Source organism: Pseudomonas sp. UBA6310 (assembly GCF_002438225.1).
Classification (GTDB): domain Bacteria; phylum Pseudomonadota; class Gammaproteobacteria; order Pseudomonadales; family Pseudomonadaceae; genus Pseudomonas_O; species Pseudomonas_O kuykendallii.
Genome location: NZ_DJTK01000009.1, coordinates 1 through 17,111 on the forward strand (window position 1 = coordinate 1; position 17,111 = coordinate 17,111).

The following is a 17,111-nucleotide window of genomic DNA, read 5'->3' on the forward strand; positions in this document are numbered from 1 at the left end:
CTGGTCGATCTGTGCGGCGGTCGTGAGGTGCTGGACCTGGCCCAGGCCTGTCTGGTCGAGGCGCCGGATGACGTCCATCTGGCGCTGGACGAGCTGATCGCCATCGCCGACAGCCTGAGCCTGCGCTACACGGAGCTGCCCCTGTATTTCGATCTGGGTGAGCTGCGCGGTTACCACTATCACACCGGCGTGGTGTTCGCCGCCTTCGTCCCCGGGCTCGGTCATTCGATCGCCCAGGGTGGCCGCTACGACGACATCGGTGCCGATTTCGGGCGCGCGCGTCCGGCCACCGGCTTCTCCACCGACCTGAAGAGCCTGGTCACCCTCGGTGACATGCGGCTGGGCGAGCCGCTGTCCGGTATCTGGGCACCGGACAGCCATGACCTGCCCTTGTGGCAGGCCATCCAGCGCCTTCGCCAGGAGGGCCAGCGCGTCGTCCAGGCGTTGCCGGGGCAGGCCGATGCCGCGGCGCGGGAGGCGAGCTGCGATCGCCAACTGCTGTTGCGCGACGGTCGCTGGCAGGTCGTGGCACTGAATTCCTGAGTTTTCCCGCCGGCCGTGCCGGCACCGAGCTTCCGCAAAGAGGACAACTGTTATGGGTAAGAATGTCGTCGTCCTGGGCACCCAGTGGGGTGATGAGGGCAAAGGCAAGATCGTCGATCTGCTGACCGACGAAGCGGCCGCCGTAGTGCGTTACCAGGGCGGCCACAATGCCGGCCATACCCTGGTGATCGACGGTGAGAAAACCGTTCTGCACCTGATCCCCTCGGGCATCCTGCGCGAGAACGTGCAGTGCCTGATCGGCAATGGCGTGGTCGTCGCACCCGATGCGCTGATGCGCGAGATCATCAAGCTCGAAGAAAAAGGCGTGCCGGTGCGCGAGCGCCTGCGCATCAGCCCGTCCTGCACGCTGATCCTGCCCTACCACGTGGCGCTGGATCAGGCCCGCGAAAAGGCCCGTGGCGATGCCAAGATCGGCACCACCGGGCGTGGCATCGGTCCGGCCTATGAAGACAAGGTGGCGCGTCGCGGCCTGCGCATCGGCGACCTGTTCCACCGTGAACGTTTCGCCGCCAAGCTCGGCGAGCTGCTGGACTTCCACAACTTCGTCCTGCAGCACTACTACAAGGAACCGGCGGTCGATTTCCAGAAGACCCTGGACGAGGCGCTTGGCTATGCCGACGTGCTCAAGCCGATGATCACCGACGTCGCCGCGCGCCTGCACGAGCTGCGTCGCGAGAACGCGCACATCATGTTCGAAGGCGCGCAGGGTTCGCTGCTCGACATCGACCACGGTACCTATCCGTTCGTCACCAGTTCCAGCACTACCGCCGGCGGCACCGCCACGGGTTCGGGTTTCGGTCCGCTGTACCTGGACTACATCCTCGGCATCACCAAGGCCTACACCACCCGTGTCGGCTCCGGGCCGTTCCCCACCGAGCTGTTCGATGAAACCGGCGCGTTCCTCGCCAAGCGTGGCCATGAGTTCGGCTCCACCACCGGTCGTGCGCGTCGCTGCGGCTGGTTCGATGCGGTGATCCTGCGTCGCGCCATCGAGATCAACAGCATTTCCGGCCTCTGCCTGACCAAGCTCGACGTGCTCGACGGCCTGGAAACCATCCGCATCTGCGTGGGCTACAAGGACGAGAACGGCGACGTGCTGGTCGACGCTCCGACCGACGCTGACAGCTACATCGGCCTGCAGCCGGTGTACGAGGACATGCCCGGCTGGAGCCAATCCACCGTCGGCGCGAAGAGCCTCGACGAGCTTCCGGCCAATGCGCGCGCCTACATCAAGCGCATCGAGGAGCTGGTCGGCGCACCGATCGACATCATCTCCACCGGTCCGGATCGCAACGAAACCATCGTTCTTCGTCACCCGTACTCCTGAGTCCGTTGAGCGTACGAAGGGCCGCCTGGAGCGGCCCTTTTCGTTGGTGAACGAAATGTCGCCTTTCGCGGCATGCCGATTGCTGAAGGGTTAAACAAATCCTGGTAGTCGCCGTTAACGGGTAACGGTCGTTAAGGAGTGTCGTCGTGTCAGCCATCCTGTCTCTGCTGCGAAGCCGTCTATTGCGGCCCGCGTTCATCGCCTTGGGCATCGCGTTGCTGGTTCAGGTGCTGGTGGCCGTTGCCCTGACTCGGGGCACGGTGAGTGCCCTAACGGAGAAACTCGCTTCACGTTTGGGCGAGGACACGCAGAAGCTGTCCGCCGAACTGGAGCAGGCGGGGCAGGAGGTTTCTTCCGGGCTCAGCGGTTTGTCCGAGCAGACCCGTCAGCGCCTGTCGGCGTCGCTCAGCGAGCGGCTCAAACAGGAGCAGGCCCAGCTGCGCGGCAGCCTGGAGGCGAACCTCAAGGATTCCGCCAATGATCTTGCCCAGTTGCTTGCCGCCGTCGCCCCCAAGGCGATGTGGGACAACGACGGGCCGGCGCTGTCCGAGTTCGCCCGCCGCGCGCAGCGCAATCCGAACGTGCTGTTCGTGGTCTACGACGACGCCAAGGGTGAGCACCTGACGCGTTACCTGAACCGGCAGAACCCCTTGATCATGGCGCTGCTGGAGCGCGGCACCGGCGAGCGCGCGCTGGACAAGGTGCTGGACGCTGCCGCCAACGACCCCTCGGTGCACCTGGTCGAGGCATCGATCAATCCCAATGGCGTGGAGATCGGCAAGGTCCGCCTCGGCGTCTCCACGGCGTCCATCGAAGCCCAGCTGCAGGCGCTCGATCAGCGCTTCAGCGCACTGATCGCCAGCGGCGGCCAGCTGGTGGGCGAAAGCCTGGCGGGCGCCGCCACCGACAGCACGGCGGCGCTGACGGCTCGCCTGCAATCGGCCCGCGCGGCGGCGGACAACATGAATGCCGGTACGCGCAAGACCGTCGACGAGGCGGCCGGCGAGCTGCGCTGGCGCATCGGCCTCGCGCTGGTGCTGGTTGGCCTCGGTGTATTGCTGGTGCTTGCCGTGGTGCTGGGGCGTCGCGTGGTCAACCGGTTGCGGTTGCTGGTGGCGGCGCTCAATGACCTGGCCGCAGGCGAGGGCGACCTCACTCGCCGGGTGAAGCTGGACAGTCGCGACGAGCTCGGCGAGATGGCCGATGCGGTCAACCGGTTCATCGACAAACTGCAGCCGATCATCCGCAAGGCCGGCGACGTGGCCGTGCAGACCGGTACGGAAATCCAGGCGCTGGCCTCGCGCAGCCATGCGGCGGAAGCCGCGGCTGGGCGGCAGATGAACGAGGTCGCCGGCAGTCTCGAGGCGCTGGCCAGCATGACCGCCGAAGCCCAGGCGGAGAGCCGCACCATGCAGGAGGCCTTGCAGCGGGTCGGCGATATCCGGCGCGCGACGGAGGATAACGAGGCGATCGCCAAACGCGTCGGCGGGCTCATCGGCGCGCTGGAAGAGCGCGTGCAGAACGGCTCCGAAGTGATCCAGCGCCTGGCGCTGCAGAGCGAGCAGATCGAAGTGGTGCTGTCGGTGATTCACGGGATCGCCGAGCAGACCAATCTCCTGGCGCTCAACGCGGCCATCGAGGCGGCCCGCGCCGGGGAGAGCGGACGTGGTTTTGCGGTGGTCGCCGACGAGGTGCGCGCGCTGGCGAGCAAGACCCAGCAGTCGACAGGCGATATCCAGGCGCACATCGGTGCGTTGCAGAAAGGCGCAAAGGAAGCGGTCGCGGCGATCTCCCAGGCCCAGGAGCGCGCCAGCGAAGGCTTGCAGGCCCTGCGCGACAGCGAACGGTTGCAGGAGGAAGTTCAGCGCGCGGTGGCCAGCGTGCACGGCGCCGTGGAGGCGGCGGCCCAGGCTGCGAAGCATCAGGCGGAGGGGGCGAACACCGTTCGCGGCAGGGTCGACGTGATCCACGCCGAAGCCCGGCTGTCCGCCGATGCGGTGGCGGAGACCGCACAAAGCGGCCGGGTGCTCGACGGTCTGGCGGCGCAGCTCAAGGCGAGCCTCGGGCAATTCAAGGCGTAGCGTTCAGCAGGCTGGAAGAAGCCGGGCCATGCGCCCGGCTTTTTTCATGTCGGCGCCTGTCGGATTTTTATCGCAGAAACGAAAAACCGAGCCATTCGGCTCGGTTCGTCTGAAGAGTGGTGCCCAGGAGAAGACTCGAACTTCCACGATGTTGCCATCGCTAGGACCTGAACCTAGTGCGTCTACCAATTCCGCCACCTGGGCACATTGCGACGATCGCTCGCCGGCTTTTTGGCAACTTTCGTCGGCGAACCGACCGGATATTGCCTTCCGCTTAAACGACAAACCGAGCCTCGCGGCTCGGTTTATCTGAAGAGTGGTGCCCAGGAGAAGACTCGAACTTCCACGGTGTTGCCACCGCTAGGACCTGAACCTAGTGCGTCTACCAATTCCGCCACCTGGGCACTGGATGCGATGATTACTCATCGACTTCCGTGTTACAACGTCTGTGCAACGCTGTGGGCGCGAAATATACGGACGATGTTTTCCCTTGTAAACCCCTGACGGCGAAAAAAATAATTGTCCGCCCAAAGCTGCCCGCCAGGTGGATTTCGCGCTTCAATAGGCATATGAGCGAGACAACAGAATCAACAGACAAGGTGACCTTTCCCTGATGGCCGACTGGCAATCCCTCGATCCCGAGGCCGCCCGCGAGGCGGAAAAATACGAAAACCCCATCCCCAGCCGCGAGCTGATCCTCCAGCGCCTCGACGAGCGTGGCGCTCCCGCCAGCCGCGAGCAGCTGGTCGAGGAGTTCGGGCTGACCACCGAAGATCAACTGGAGGCCCTGCGCCGCCGGTTGCGCGCGATGGAGCGCGATGGGCAGCTTATCTATACGCGCCGTGGCACCTACGCCCCGGTGGACAAGCTCGACCTGATCTGCGGCCGCGTCAGCGGGCACCGCGACGGCTTCGGCTTCCTGGTTCCCGATGATGGCAGCGACGACCTGTTCCTCAGTCCGGCGCAGATGCGCCTGGTGTTCGACGGCGATCGCGCCCTGGCGCGCGTCTCCGGGCTGGATCGGCGTGGCCGTCGCGAAGGCGCGATCGTCGAGGTGATCTCCCGCGGTCACGAGCGGATCGTCGGGCGTTACTACGAAGAGAGCGGCATCGGTTTCGTGATTCCGGACAACCCGAAGATCCAGCAGGAAGTGCTGATCAGTCCCGGGCGCACTTCCGGCGCGAAGATCGGCCAGTTCGTCGAGGTGGAAATCACCCACTGGCCGACGCCGCGCTTCCAGCCGCAGGGCGATATCGTCGAAGTGGTCGGCAACTACATGGCGCCGGGCATGGAGATCGACGTGGCGCTGCGTAGCTACGACATTCCCCATGTGTGGCCGGCAGCCGTCGAGAAGGAAGCCGCGCGGCTGAAGCCGGAAGTGGAGGAGAAGGACAAGGAGAAGCGCGTCGACCTGCGCCACCTGCCTTTCGTCACCATCGATGGCGAAGACGCCCGCGACTTCGACGACGCCGTTTACTGCGAGAAGAACGGCAGTAACTGGCGGCTGTTCTCCGGTGGCTGGAAGCTCTACGTGGCGATCGCCGACGTGTCGCACTACGTTAAGGTCGGCTCGGCGCTGGATGAGGAAGCGACCAATCGCGGCAACTCGGTGTACTTCCCCGAGCGCGTGGTGCCGATGCTTCCCGAGGTGCTTTCCAATGGCCTCTGCTCGCTGAACCCGCATGTCGACCGCCTGGCGCTGGTGTGCGAGATGACCATCTCCAAGACCGGCAAGCTGACCGACTACCAGTTCTGCGAGGCGGTTATCCACTCCCATGCACGGCTGACCTACAACAAGGTCAGCGCCATGCTCGAGCAGCCCAAGAGCAGCGAGGGCAAGGCCCTGCGCAGCGAGTACAGCGAAGTGCTGCCGCACCTCAAGCAGCTGTATTCGCTCTACCAGGTTCTTCTCGAGGCCCGTCACAGCCGCGGCGCGATCGATTTCGAGACCCAGGAGACGCGGATCATCTTCGGCTCCGGGCGGAAGATTGCCGAAATCCGTCCGACCCAGCGTAACGATGCGCACAAGCTGATCGAGGAATGCATGCTGGCGGCCAACGTCGCCACCGCCGAGTTTCTCAAGAAGCACGAAATCCCGGCCCTCTACCGGGTGCACGACGGCCCGCCGCCGGAGCGCCTGGAGAAGCTTCGTGCATTCCTCGGCGAGCTGGGGCTGACGCTGCATCGCGGCAAGGAAGGCCCGTCGCCGAAGGATTACCAGGCGCTGCTGCAGACGATCCAGGACCGCCCGGACTTCCACCTGATCCAGACCGTGATGCTGCGCTCGTTGAGCCAGGCGGTGTACAGCGCCGACAATCACGGCCACTTCGGCCTGAATTACGAGGCCTACACGCACTTCACCTCGCCGATCCGCCGCTATCCGGACCTGCTCACCCACCGCGCGATCCGCAGCGTGATCCGCTCCAAGCGCGATACGCCGCACGTCAAGCGCGTCGGCGCGGCCGTGATGCCGAAGGCGCGAATCTATCCCTACGACGAGCAGGCGCTGGAACAGCTCGGCGAGCAGTGCTCGCTGACCGAGCGGCGCGCCGACGAGGCGACCCGCGACGTGGTGAACTGGCTCAAGTGCGAGTTCATGAAGGATCGCGTCGGCGAGAGCTTCGCCGGGGTGATCACCGCGGTGACCGGTTTCGGCATCTTCGTCGAGCTGAAGGATATCTACGTCGAAGGCCTGGTACACGTGACCGCGCTGCCCGGCGATTACTACCACTTCGATGCCGTGCACCATCGGCTGGCCGGTGAGAAGACCGGGCGCAGCTTCCGCCTCGGCGACAGCGTCGAGGTGCGGGTGATGCGTGTCGACCTGGACGAGCGCAAGATCGATTTCGAGCTGGCCGAGAAGCAGCTGGAAAAGCCGATCGGACGCAAGAACCGCACGGGCGAGAAGCCTTCCACTGGCGGTGGACGCGGCAAGTCGGGTGACGCGACGAAGTCGTCTTCGGCTTCCGGTACGTCCGCGCCGCGACGCAGCTCGAAGGGCGCCGACGCGGCCGGGGGCGATGACGCCATCGGCAACACCGACGTGAACAAGAGTCGCGCCCTCAAGCAGGCGCTGCTTTCCGAGGCCAAGAGTGGCAAGTCGGGCAAGCAGGCTGCGTCCGGCGGCCAGGCGGCGGGCAAGTCCACGCGTCATCGCAAGGGGCCGCCCAAGGCGGCCGCGGGAGACGCGCCGCGCAAGCGTAAGGCCAAGTCATGAGCGAGCTGGAAAAAGTCTACGGCGTGCACGCCGTAGAGGCTTTGCTGCGCCACCATCCCAAGCGGGTCAAGCAGCTCTGGCTGGCCGAGGGGCGCCAGGACCCGCGCGTGCAGACGCTGGTCGAGCTGGCCAGGCAGGCGCGCGTAAGCACCGGGACCCGTGATCGTCGCGAACTGGACGAGTGGGCCGAGGGCGTGCACCAGGGCGTCGTCGCCGAGGTCAGCCCCAGCCAGGTCTGGGGCGAGAACATGCTCGAGGAATTGCTCGAGCGCGCCGAAGGCCCGCCGCTGTTGCTGGTACTGGACGGCGTCACCGATCCGCACAACCTGGGTGCTTGCCTGCGTACCGCGGATGCCGCCGGGGTGCTGGCGGTGATCGTGCCCAAGGACAAATCCGCGACGCTCAACGCCACCGTGCGCAAGGTGGCCTGCGGCGCCGCCGAGGTGATCCCGCTGGTGGCGGTGACCAACCTCGCACGCACGCTGGAGAAGTTGCAGCAGCGCGGCTTGTGGATCGTCGGTACTGCCGGCGAGGCGGATCAGGACATCTACGCGCTCGACATGAGCGGGCCGACGGTGCTGATCATGGGCGCCGAAGGCAAGGGCATGCGTCGCCTGACTCGCGAGCACTGCGACTACCTGGCGCGTCTGCCGATGTCCGGCAGTGTCAGCAGCCTCAACGTATCCGTGGCAACCGGCGTCTGCCTGTTCGAGGCCGTGCGCCAGCGCCGCAGCAAGCTACCGGGCTAAGCCCCAAGAACGTTCTGTCCCGTCGCGCCACGCTCGACGGGCAGCCTCCCGAGGCGCCGAACCTTTACCTGCGAACGACATTCGAAGCGTGGGTGAGGAAAGCCCAGAGGCCTATCGGAGGTCAGTAATGCAGTGTCCTGATTTCGAGAGCTTGTTCAGGCTTTCGCCCAATGCCTATCTGTTGTTGAGCTCCGAGCTGATCATCCTCGACGCCAGCCATGCCTACCTGAGGACTACCGGGCGCAGCCGCGCCGAACTGCTTGGTCAGCGCATCGACGAGGCGTTTCCGCCCGATCCGCTGCAGCCTGAAAGTACGGCCATCGCCGACCTGATGGCTTCGTTCCAGCGCGTCCTAAGCCGCAAGGCGCTCGATACCCTGCCGCTGATCCGCTACGCCATCGCGCGCGAGGGCGCCAAGGGCGTGGTTTTCGAGGACCGGTTCTGGAGCGCGACCCACACGCCGATCCTCGACGCCGCCGGCGACGTGCAGATGATTCTGCAGCACACCGTCGACGTCACCGACCTGCAGGCGATGAAGCTCGCGTTGCGCGAGTCCGCCGGCGTCCAGCCGCAGGCGCAGCGCGAAGAAGGCGTGCTGTCGCGCGCGCGGGCGATGCAGGCCGAGGGCTACCAGTTGCGCCAGCTGTTCGAGCAGGCGCCGGGATTCATCTGCTTTCTGCGCGGCGAGCAACACGTCTTCGAGCTGACCAATCCGGCCTACGAGCGGCTGGTCGGCGAGCGCGCACTGCTGGGTCGACCGCTGCGCGAGGCTCTTCCCGAACTGCATGAGCAGGGCTTCTTCGAGCTGCTCGATCATGTCTACCAAAGCGGTCAGGCGTACGTCGGCAAGAAGAGTCGTGTGCAGCTGCAGCGCCAGCCCGGTGTGCTGGACGAGTTATACGTCGACTTCATCCTGCAGCCGATCACCGAGTCTGACGGCACGGTGTCGGGGATTTTCGTCCAGGGCAGCGACGTCAGCGAGCAGAAGCGTAGCGAGGACGAGCTGGCCGGCTATCGCCAGCACCTCGAGGAGCTGGTGGCGGCGCGTACCGCCGAGCTGGAGAAGAGCGAAGCCGAGCGCCGGCAGGCGGAAGAGGAGCTGCTGCAGGTGCGCAAGCTGGAGGCCATAGGCCAGCTCACCGGCGGCATCGCCCATGACTTCAATAACGTGCTGCAGGTCATCGGCGGCAACCTGCAATTGCTGCGCCGCTCGCTTGGTGATGACGCCACCAGCCTGCGCCGCCTCGAATCGGCGGTCGCCGGCGTGGAGAAGGGCGCGCGCCTGGCCTCGCAGTTGTTGGCGTTCGCCCGTCGTCAACCCCTGATGCCCAGGACGCTGGACGTGGGCGACCTATTGCAGCGCATGAACGAGCTGCTGCAGCGCTCGCTGGGCGAGGGCACGTCCATCCAGCTCGAGATCGACGACGGACTCTGGTCGACGTTCGCCGACGTCGGGAATCTCGAGGCGGTGCTGCTCAATCTGGTGATCAACGCGCGCGACGCGATGCAGGGCAATGGCGGCGTCCTTCGCCTGCAGGTACGTAACGTCACGCTCGATCAGCGGTATGCGGACAGCCATGGCGACGTGCTCGTTGGCGACTACGTGCAGCTCAGCGTGGTCGACGAAGGCTGCGGCATGAGCCCCGAGGTGCTGGAGCGCGCCTTCGAGCCGTTCTTCACCACCAAGGGCGGGCGCGGTGGCAGCGGGCTTGGCCTGAGCATGGCCTACGGTTTCGTCAAACAGAGCGGCGGGCACATCACCCTGGCCAGCGACGAGGACGGCGGCACCGCCGTGGTCATCTATCTGCCGCGTTTCCTTGAGGAAGACGAGGCCGTAGATGCGAGCCTGCCCGACGAGTCGACGCTGCAGCCTGCCGAGCCCGCCGAGGAAACGCCGCAAACCGATGCGGCCCCGGCGTCCGGGCTGAGCATCCTTTTCGTCGAGGACGATTTCACCCTGCGCATGCTCACCGGCGAGGTGATCGAGGAACTGGGCCATCGCGTGCACGCCTGCGAGTCCGCCGAAGAGGCGCTGCAGGTGCTGCAGGGCGAGCGCTTCGACGTGCTGCTCACCGACATCGGGCTGGGCGGAATGTCCGGGCTGGAGCTGCTGCGCGCGGTTGCCCCGAACCACCCGCAGCTCAAGCTGGTGATCGCTTCCGGCTATCCGGTGGATGCGCGCGAGGAAGGCGTGCCGGCGGCGCAGGTCCTGCTCAAGCCCTACGACCTGCAGCAGGTGCGCGAGCTGCTGGCCGCGCTGGCGGGCTAGTCGACCCGGCAAGGCGGGCTGGTTAAATATTCGCCAGTTCGCCTTGCGCGGCCCATCACCCTTCACTAGAATGGCGCCCCTTGCCGAGTGGGCAGGCGTTCGCGCGCCTCCTTCCGGGCAAGGCCAAAACGAGAAATTTCACTCCTTGCCTGACCGGTTCTCCCGGCAGGCTACAACCCGTAAGGAGCATTCATGCGTCATTACGAAATCATCTTCCTGGTCCACCCGGATCAGAGCGAGCAGGTCGGCGGCATGGTCGAGCGCTATACCAAGCTCATCGAAGAAGACGGCGGCAAGATCCATCGTCTGGAAGATTGGGGCCGTCGTCAGCTGGCTTATGCCATCAACAACGTGCACAAAGCGCACTACATCATGCTCAACGTAGAGTGCAGCGGCAAAGTCCTGTCCGAACTGGAAGACAACTTCCGTTACAACGATGCCGTGATCCGTAACCTGGTCATCCGTCGCGACGAAGCCGTTACCGGCCAGTCCGAGATGCTCAAGGCCGAAGAGAACCGCAGCGAGCGCCGTGAGCGCCGCGATCGCGTTGAAAGCCCTGACGGCGCCGATGGCGACGACAGCGACAACGCTGACGAGTAATCACCGGATCTATTGAGGAGCCACTTTCATGGCACGTTTCTTCCGTCGTCGTAAATTCTGCCGTTTCACCGCTGAAGGCGTTAAAGAGATCGATTTCAAGGATCTCAACACCCTGAAAGCCTACGTTTCTGAAACCGGCAAGATCGTTCCTAGCCGTATCACCGGCACCAAGGCCAAGTATCAGCGTCAGCTGGCAACCGCTATCAAACGCGCTCGCTACCTGGCCCTGCTGCCCTACACCGACAGCCACGGCCGTTGAGACGGGCAGTCGACGCAAGCAAGGGATAGATGAGTAGGCATGCGCGCATTCGCTGATTTCGTCATGCGCGGCCGCATGCAGGCCACCCTGGTGGTGGTCGGGGCCGCGGCGTTGCCGCTGTTGTTCTGGCTGAGTGCGGCCGCGGGCAGTCTGGTACTGCTGCGGCGCGGGTTGAGCGATGCCCTGGGCATCGTCGCCTGGGCACTGTTGCCGGCGCTGGTCTGGTGGTACTTCGGCGAGCCGCGCACCCTGATGGTGTTGCTCGGTTCGCTGGGGCTGGCACTGGTGCTGCGTGGCGCTGTTTCGTGGACGCGTGTGTTGCTGGCCAGCGTGCCGCTGGGCCTGGTCTACGGCCTGGTACTGGGTGCGGTTTTCGGCGAGCCGATCGCGGCCATGGCGGGTGAGTTGCAGAAGCTCATGCCGCAGGTGCTCGATGGCGTCTACCAGCAGATGTCGGCAGACGAGCGAGTGCGCCTGGAGAGCCTGTTGGCGCCAGTGCTGACCGGGCTGATGGCTGCGTTGTTGCAGACCCTCAGCCTGCTCAGCCTGATGCTCGGGCGCTACTGGCAGGCGGCGCTGTACAACCCGGGCGGTTTCGGCAGCGAGTTTCGCGCGCTGAGGCTGCCGGTGCCGGTCACGCTGATGCTGATCGCCGGCATGCTGCTGGGCCCCAATCTGGGGGCGCAGATGGCCATGCTGACGCCGTTGTGCAGCGTGCCGCTGGCGTTCGCCGGCATCGGCCTGATGCACGGCCTGGTGGCCGGTGGCGCGTTGAGCCGGTTCTGGCTGGTTGGCCTGTACATAACGCTGCTGGTGTTCATGCAGCTGATCTATCCGTTGCTGGTGGTCTTGGCCATCGTCGACAGCTTGTTTGATTTTCGCGGACGCACGGGGCGCAAGAGCGGTCCGGATTCCGCGGACGGTGAAGGTTAAAAGTTCAAGAGGTAAGACCCAAATGGAAATCATCCTGCTGGAAAAAATCGCCAACCTGGGCAACCTGGGCGACAAGGTGAACGTCAAGGCCGGTTACGGTCGCAACTACCTGTTGCCGCAAGGCAAGGCCACTGCTGCCACCGCCGCCAACGTCGCTGCGTTCGAAGAGCGCCGCGCCGAGCTGGAAAAAGCTGCTGCCGACCGTAAGGCTTCCGCCGAAACGCGTGCTGCTCAGCTGGCCGAGCTGGAAGTCACCATCACCGCGACCGCGGGCGATGAGGGCAAACTGTTCGGCTCCATCGGTACCCACGACATCGCCGACGCACTGACCGCCTCCGGCGTCGAAGTGGCGAAGAGCGAAGTCCGTCTGCCGAACGGCACCATCCGTCAGGTCGGTGAATACGACGTGGCCGTGCACCTGCACAGCGACGTCGAAGCCACCGTCAAACTGATCGTGGTGGCCGCCTAAGTCAGGCGACCGCAGGCCCCGCATTCCGCGGGTCTGCTGACAATCGGGCACGACATTGCGCAAGCGATGCCGTGCCCGTTGTTTTTCAGGCGGCGTTAACGCCGTATCCTGTCCGAAATTTTTGCGTGATCATCGATCGCGCCGCTAAATCCATCGCTCGTCTTGAATCGCCGCCGACTCCTATGAACGACATCAGCATCCCGCAGCAATACGACCTGGAAACCGCCGCACTCAAGGTGCCGCCCCATTCCATCGAGGCCGAACAGGCCGTGCTTGGCGGCCTGATGCTGGACAACAATGCGTGGGAGCGCGTGCTCGATCAGGTCTCCGATGGCGACTTCTACCGGCATGACCACCGGCTGATCTTCCGGGCGATCTTCAAGCTGGCCGAGCGCAACTCGCCGTTCGACGTGGTGACCCTTTCCGAACAGCTGGACAAGGAAGGCCAGCTCAGCCAGGTCGGCGGCCTGGCCTATCTTGGCGAACTGGCGAAGAACACGCCGTCGGTGGCCAACATCAAGGCCTACGCGCAGATCATCCGCGAGCGCGCCACGCTGCGTCAGCTGATCGGCATCAGCACCGAGATCGCCGACAGCGCCTACTCCCCCCAGGGGCGTACGGGCGAAGAGATTCTCGACGAGGCCGAGCGGCTGATCTTCCAGATCGCCGAGGCGCGGCCGAAGACCGGCGGGCCGGTCGGCATCAACGACATCCTGGTCAAGGCCATCGATCGTATCGACTCGCTGTTCAACAACGGCGACGCGATCACCGGTCTGTCCACCGGCTTCAACGATCTGGATGCGCAGACCAGCGGCCTGCAGCCGGCCGACCTGATCATCGTTGCCGGCCGTCCGTCGATGGGCAAGACCACCTTCGCGATGAACCTGGTGGAAAACGCGCTGATGCGCAGCGACAAGGCGATCCTGGTGTTTTCCCTGGAGATGCCTTCCGAATCCATCGTGATTCGTATGCTCGCTTCCCTCGGCCGCATCGACCAGACCAAGGTGCGTGCCGGTCGCCTGGATGACGACGACTGGCCGCGCCTGACCTCGGCGGTCAACCTGCTCAACGACCGCAAGCTGTTCATCGACGACACCGCCGGCATCAGCCCGTCGGAGATGCGCGCGCGCAGCCGGCGCCTGGCGCGCGAGCATGGCGAGATCGGCCTGATCATGGTCGACTACCTGCAGCTCATGCAGATTCCCGGTTCCAGCGGTGACAGCCGGGTCAACGAGATCTCCGAAATCTCGCGTTCGCTGAAGGCCCTGGCCAAGGAATTCAACTGCCCGGTGGTCGCCCTGTCGCAGCTCAACCGCGGCCTGGAACAACGCCCGAACAAGCGCCCGATCAACTCCGACCTGCGTGAATCCGGCGCCATCGAGCAGGACGCCGACATCATCATGTTCGTCTACCGGGACGAGGTGTATCACCCGGAAACCGAGTTCAAGGGCGTCGCCGAAATCATCATCGGCAAGCAGCGTAACGGTCCCATCGGCACCACGCGGCTGGCCTTCCTCGGCAAGTACTCGCGCTTCGAGAACCTGGCGCCGGGCAGCTACCAGTTCGACGACGAGTAAGTTCGCGTCCGTCGCGGCGGTCCTCGCCGCCGATCAATGAAAACCTGCGCCGTGGCGCTACCATGGCGCTCCCGTTTTCCTTCCAGGATATCCAGCATGCGTCCGCTGTTCGCCCAGATCGACCTGGCCGCCGTTCGCCACAACCATGCCTTCGCCAAGCGCTGCGCGCCCGGTCGCCAGGCGTTCGCGGTGGTCAAGGCGAATGCCTACGGACACGGCGTGCGCGAGGTGGTCACCGCGCTGCACGACGAGGCCGACGGTTTCGCCGTGGCCAGCCTGGAGGAGGGCGCCGAGGTCCGCGCGATGCACGATGGCGCGCGCATCCTGTTGCTCGAGGGCTGCTTCGAGGCGGGCGAGTACGCCGTTGCCGCACGGCTGCGCATCGACGTGGTTGTGCAGGGCGCCGAGCAGGCCGAGGCGCTGCTCACCAGTCGCCTGCCGGCGCCGCTCAACGTCTGGCTGAAGCTGGATTCGGGCATGCACCGCCTGGGTTTCGACGCCGATGCGCTGCGCGCCTGGCATCCGCGCCTGGCCCGGGCCGATCAGGTCGCCGAACTCAACCTGATGAGCCATTTCGCCTGTTCCGACGAGCGCAACCATCCGCTCACCGAGGCGCAGCTGGAGCAGTTCCTCGGGTTGCTCGACCTGGATTTCGCCCAGCGTAGCCTGGCCAACTCGGCGGCCGTGCTGACCCTGCCGGCCGCGCACATGGACTGGATTCGCCCCGGGATCATGCTCTACGGCGCCACGCCGTTCGCCGAGCTTCCCGCCGCCGAGCTGTGGCTCAAGCCGGCGATGAGCCTGAATGCGCAGCTGATCGCGGTGCGCGACGTGGCGGCCGGTGAAAGTGTCGGCTACGGCGCTGGCTGGTTGGCTGCGAGGCCCTCGCGCATCGGCACCGTGAGCTGCGGATACGCCGATGGCTATCCGCGCAATGCGCCGGCCGGCACGCCGGCGATCATCCGCGGCCAGCGCGCGCCGCTGGCGGGGCGCGTGTGCATGGACCTGCTGATGGTCGACCTGACGGACCTGCCGGATGCCGGCGTCGGCGATGCCGTCGAGCTGTGGGGCGCGCAATTGCCGGTGGACGAGATCGCGCTGGCCTGCGGCACGGTCGGTTACGAGCTGCTGACCAAGGTCACCGCCCGCGTGCCGCGCCGCTACCGTTCCTAGGCTCCGGCGTCCGCCGGGCCCGCCGGCCACTCCTCGCCGCCACTGATGGCCGCCGCCGAGCGGCCACCGCGTTTGACGTCGTAGAGCGCCGAGTCGGCCGCCTGGTAAAGGCTGGCGAAGTGGGTGGCGTGGCGCGGATAGAACGCCACGCCGATGCTCACCGTCACCCACAGGTGATAGCTGGCGTAGGCCACCGGCTGCGAGAGCTTGTTCAACAGACGGTCGGCGATCATCTTCGCGTGGCTTTCCGCATCCGGTCCGCAGATCAGCACGGCGAATTCGTCGCCGCCCAGCCGCGCCACGCTGTCGAGGCCGCGCACGCTCTCGCGAAGGCGGGCGGCGATGGTGCGCAGCATCATGTCGCCGGCGTCGTGGCCGTGGCGGTCGTTGATCGGCTTGAAGTGATCGAGGTCGATCAGCATCAACGCGAAGCTCTCGCCGCGACGAATGGCGTTGGCCATGGCGTTGTCCACCCGCTCGATCAGATGGCGGCGATTCGGCAGCTCGGTGAGCGGATCGTGGAAGGCCGCCAGCTCCAGTTCCTGCTCGCGCTGCGACAGGCGCTGGTTGCTCGCCGCCAGCTCCGCGGTGCGCTGCTTCACCGCCCGTTGCAGCTCGGCAGCGCTGGCCTGGATCTGCGCCAGGCGTGCGGTCTTCTCGCGGTCGGCCTGCTCCAGGGCGAGCGCCTTGTCCTGCTTGAGCATCTGGATGCGGTAGGCCAGGGCGAAGGAAAACAGGATCGATTCGGCCGCCACCGCCAGGGGGAACACGTAGGCGTTCCACGCCGAGGGCTGCACCACGCCGGTGGCGCGTAGCAGCAACAGGCCGACGCTGGCGAGGATCACGCCGTAGCCGCACAGGTAGAGGTACGCCGGGAAGTAGCCCTGGCGGCCGCGCACCAGCGCTGACCAGAGCGCGCCGGGGATGCTGGTCAGCGCCAGCACGACGAACAGCCAGGCGCCGAAGCCGCGCCAGCCGAGGCCGTCGAGGATCACGGCGATCACGTAGAGCGCGCAGGACAGATCCAGCAGACGATGGGCCCAGCGCACGTGCTGGCGGGTCTGCAGCAGGTTCTGGGTGAAGCGGCAGGCGCCGAAGCCCCAGAGCGCCGGAATGCTGATGCGATCCAGCCAGAAGGGCACCGGCGAATCCGGCCAGAGGTACTGGAAGCCGTGCCCGCTCATGCTGAGGATCATCAGCAGCGCGCCGGCGGTGGTCGTCACGTACCAGAAATAGGCGGCGTCGCGCAGGCTGAGGAAGATGAACAGGTTGTACAGCAGCAGCGCCAGGATGATTCCGTAGATCACCCCGAGGTAGAGGTTTTCCTGGGCGGCGAACTGGTCGAGGTCGCCCAGTTGCCAGATTTTCAGGGGGAAGGAGTTGCCGGCCGGGTCGAAGCTGCGCAGGTAGAACGTCAGCGGCTGCTCGCCCAGCGCCGGCAGGGCGAACAGCATGCGCCGGTAGGGATGGTCGCGGCCCTCGGCGAAGCTGACCCGCTCGCCGGACTGGCGCGTGTGCCAGCCGCCGTCCTCGCCCGGCAGGTACAGCCGCAGGTCGAGCAGCGTCACCGAGCCGACCTCCAGCCACCACTGCGCCGGGGCATCGGCGCCGCGCTGCAGGCTGACCTTGATCCACCAGGGATTGCGGCTCTGGCCAACGCTGGCCCTGCCGTCGGCGGGCTGGAAGCGCGCCTGCACGGCCGGGTCGGCGAGGTCGGCGATGCTCAACTGGCCGCCGACATCTTCGAGCAGTTCGATCTGCCCGTTGAGCGTTCGTCCACTGTCATCCTGATTGATCAGTACCGGTGCCGCCTGCACCGCGCCCAGCGCGAACAGTACGGCGAGGAAGATCATTGCACGCATCCAAGCGCTCCCTGGTGGATTGGACGTCTGG

General features: G+C 65.7%; 13 protein-coding genes and 2 tRNA genes. 12 read left to right on the top strand and 3 right to left on the bottom strand.

What is annotated here, in order from left to right:
* From B3E91_RS01645 to B3E91_RS01655, 3 genes are all read left to right on the top strand, one after another.
* A partial coding sequence (locus tag B3E91_RS01645; RefSeq protein WP_287028094.1) for an ATP phosphoribosyltransferase regulatory subunit occupies nt 1-543 on the top strand: 543 nt, incomplete at its 5' end.
* 52 nt (nt 544-595) lie between these two features.
* Nucleotides 596-1,891: an adenylosuccinate synthase gene (locus B3E91_RS01650; RefSeq protein WP_287028096.1), complete on the top strand. Its 1,296-nt coding sequence runs from the start codon at nt 596-598 to the stop codon at nt 1,889-1,891.
* 146 nt (nt 1,892-2,037) lie between these two features.
* Complete coding sequence (locus B3E91_RS01655; protein WP_287028097.1) at nt 2,038-3,972, top strand: methyl-accepting chemotaxis protein; 1,935 nt, start codon at nt 2,038-2,040, stop codon at nt 3,970-3,972.
* A gap of 117 nt (nt 3,973-4,089) precedes the next feature.
* Here B3E91_RS01655 and B3E91_RS01660 read toward each other — a convergent pair.
* Nucleotides 4,090-4,176, bottom strand: a tRNA-Leu gene (locus B3E91_RS01660).
* A gap of 113 nt (nt 4,177-4,289) precedes the next feature.
* Nucleotides 4,290-4,376 (bottom strand) — tRNA-Leu (locus B3E91_RS01665).
* 209 nt (nt 4,377-4,585) lie between these two features.
* Here B3E91_RS01665 and rnr point away from each other — a divergent pair.
* The 9 genes from rnr to alr all read left to right on the top strand — a co-directional run bounded on the left by rnr (nt 4,586) and on the right by alr (nt 15,218).
* A complete protein-coding gene (gene rnr, locus B3E91_RS01670) occupies nt 4,586-7,189 on the top strand; it encodes a ribonuclease R (protein WP_287028098.1) in 2,604 nt (867 codons plus the stop codon).
* Entirely contained in the window at nt 7,186-7,938 is a 753-nt protein-coding gene (gene rlmB / locus B3E91_RS01675) for a 23S rRNA (guanosine(2251)-2'-O)-methyltransferase RlmB (protein ID WP_090223827.1), read from the top strand. The genes rnr and rlmB overlap by 4 nt, the downstream gene beginning before the upstream one ends.
* A 127-nt stretch (nt 7,939-8,065) precedes the next feature.
* The gene (locus tag B3E91_RS01680; RefSeq protein WP_287028099.1) at nt 8,066-10,207 is read left to right on the top strand and encodes an ATP-binding protein; all 2,142 of its coding nucleotides are present in this window, start codon (nt 8,066-8,068) and stop codon (nt 10,205-10,207) included.
* A 192-nt stretch (nt 10,208-10,399) separates the two neighbouring features.
* On the top strand, nt 10,400-10,807 hold the full coding sequence (gene rpsF / locus B3E91_RS01685) for a 30S ribosomal protein S6 (protein WP_090223824.1): 408 nt from the start codon (nt 10,400-10,402) through the stop codon (nt 10,805-10,807).
* A gap of 28 nt (nt 10,808-10,835) precedes the next feature.
* Nucleotides 10,836-11,066, top strand: coding sequence for a 30S ribosomal protein S18 (rpsR, locus tag B3E91_RS01690; protein WP_016495030.1), 231 nt, complete (start codon nt 10,836-10,838; stop codon nt 11,064-11,066).
* Between the two features lie 39 nt (nt 11,067-11,105).
* Nucleotides 11,106-11,999 carry a hypothetical protein gene (locus tag B3E91_RS01695; protein WP_273229050.1) on the top strand — a complete coding sequence of 298 codons (894 nt, stop codon included), beginning with the start codon at nt 11,106-11,108 and terminating at the stop codon, nt 11,997-11,999.
* A gap of 22 nt (nt 12,000-12,021) precedes the next feature.
* Entirely contained in the window at nt 12,022-12,468 is a 447-nt protein-coding gene (gene rplI / locus B3E91_RS01700; RefSeq protein WP_273229051.1) for a 50S ribosomal protein L9, read from the top strand.
* Between the two features lie 182 nt (nt 12,469-12,650).
* Entirely contained in the window at nt 12,651-14,045 is a 1,395-nt protein-coding gene (gene dnaB, locus B3E91_RS01705) for a replicative DNA helicase (protein WP_287028100.1), read from the top strand.
* A 96-nt stretch (nt 14,046-14,141) separates the two neighbouring features.
* Nucleotides 14,142-15,218: an alanine racemase gene (gene alr / locus B3E91_RS01710; protein WP_287028101.1), complete on the top strand. Its 1,077-nt coding sequence runs from the start codon at nt 14,142-14,144 to the stop codon at nt 15,216-15,218.
* Here alr and B3E91_RS01715 read toward each other — a convergent pair.
* On the bottom strand, nt 15,215-17,080 hold the full coding sequence (locus tag B3E91_RS01715) for a diguanylate cyclase (RefSeq protein WP_287028102.1): 1,866 nt from the start codon (nt 17,078-17,080) through the stop codon (nt 15,215-15,217). The two genes, alr and B3E91_RS01715, sit on opposite strands and share 4 nt — an antisense overlap.
* Nucleotides 17,081-17,111: the final 31 nt, after the last annotated feature.

Bases quoted from the DNA above. Each gene is read 5' to 3' on its own strand.
- alr (WP_287028101.1), top strand. From the start codon at position 14,142: ATGCGTCCGCTGTTCGCCCAGATCGACCTGGCCGCCGTTCGCCACAAC.
- B3E91_RS01715 (WP_287028102.1), bottom strand. From the start codon at position 17,080: ATGCGTGCAATGATCTTCCTCGCCGTACTGTTCGCGCTGGGCGCGGTG.
- B3E91_RS01680 (WP_287028099.1), top strand. From the start codon at position 8,066: ATGCAGTGTCCTGATTTCGAGAGCTTGTTCAGGCTTTCGCCCAATGCC.
- rplI (WP_273229051.1), top strand. From the start codon at position 12,022: ATGGAAATCATCCTGCTGGAAAAAATCGCCAACCTGGGCAACCTGGGC.
- B3E91_RS01695 (WP_273229050.1), top strand. From the start codon at position 11,106: ATGCGCGCATTCGCTGATTTCGTCATGCGCGGCCGCATGCAGGCCACC.
- rnr (WP_287028098.1), top strand. From the start codon at position 4,586: ATGGCCGACTGGCAATCCCTCGATCCCGAGGCCGCCCGCGAGGCGGAA.
- rlmB (WP_090223827.1), top strand. From the start codon at position 7,186: ATGAGCGAGCTGGAAAAAGTCTACGGCGTGCACGCCGTAGAGGCTTTG.
- rpsF (WP_090223824.1), top strand. From the start codon at position 10,400: ATGCGTCATTACGAAATCATCTTCCTGGTCCACCCGGATCAGAGCGAG.
- rpsR (WP_016495030.1), top strand. From the start codon at position 10,836: ATGGCACGTTTCTTCCGTCGTCGTAAATTCTGCCGTTTCACCGCTGAA.
- dnaB (WP_287028100.1), top strand. From the start codon at position 12,651: ATGAACGACATCAGCATCCCGCAGCAATACGACCTGGAAACCGCCGCA.
- B3E91_RS01650 (WP_287028096.1), top strand. From the start codon at position 596: ATGGGTAAGAATGTCGTCGTCCTGGGCACCCAGTGGGGTGATGAGGGC.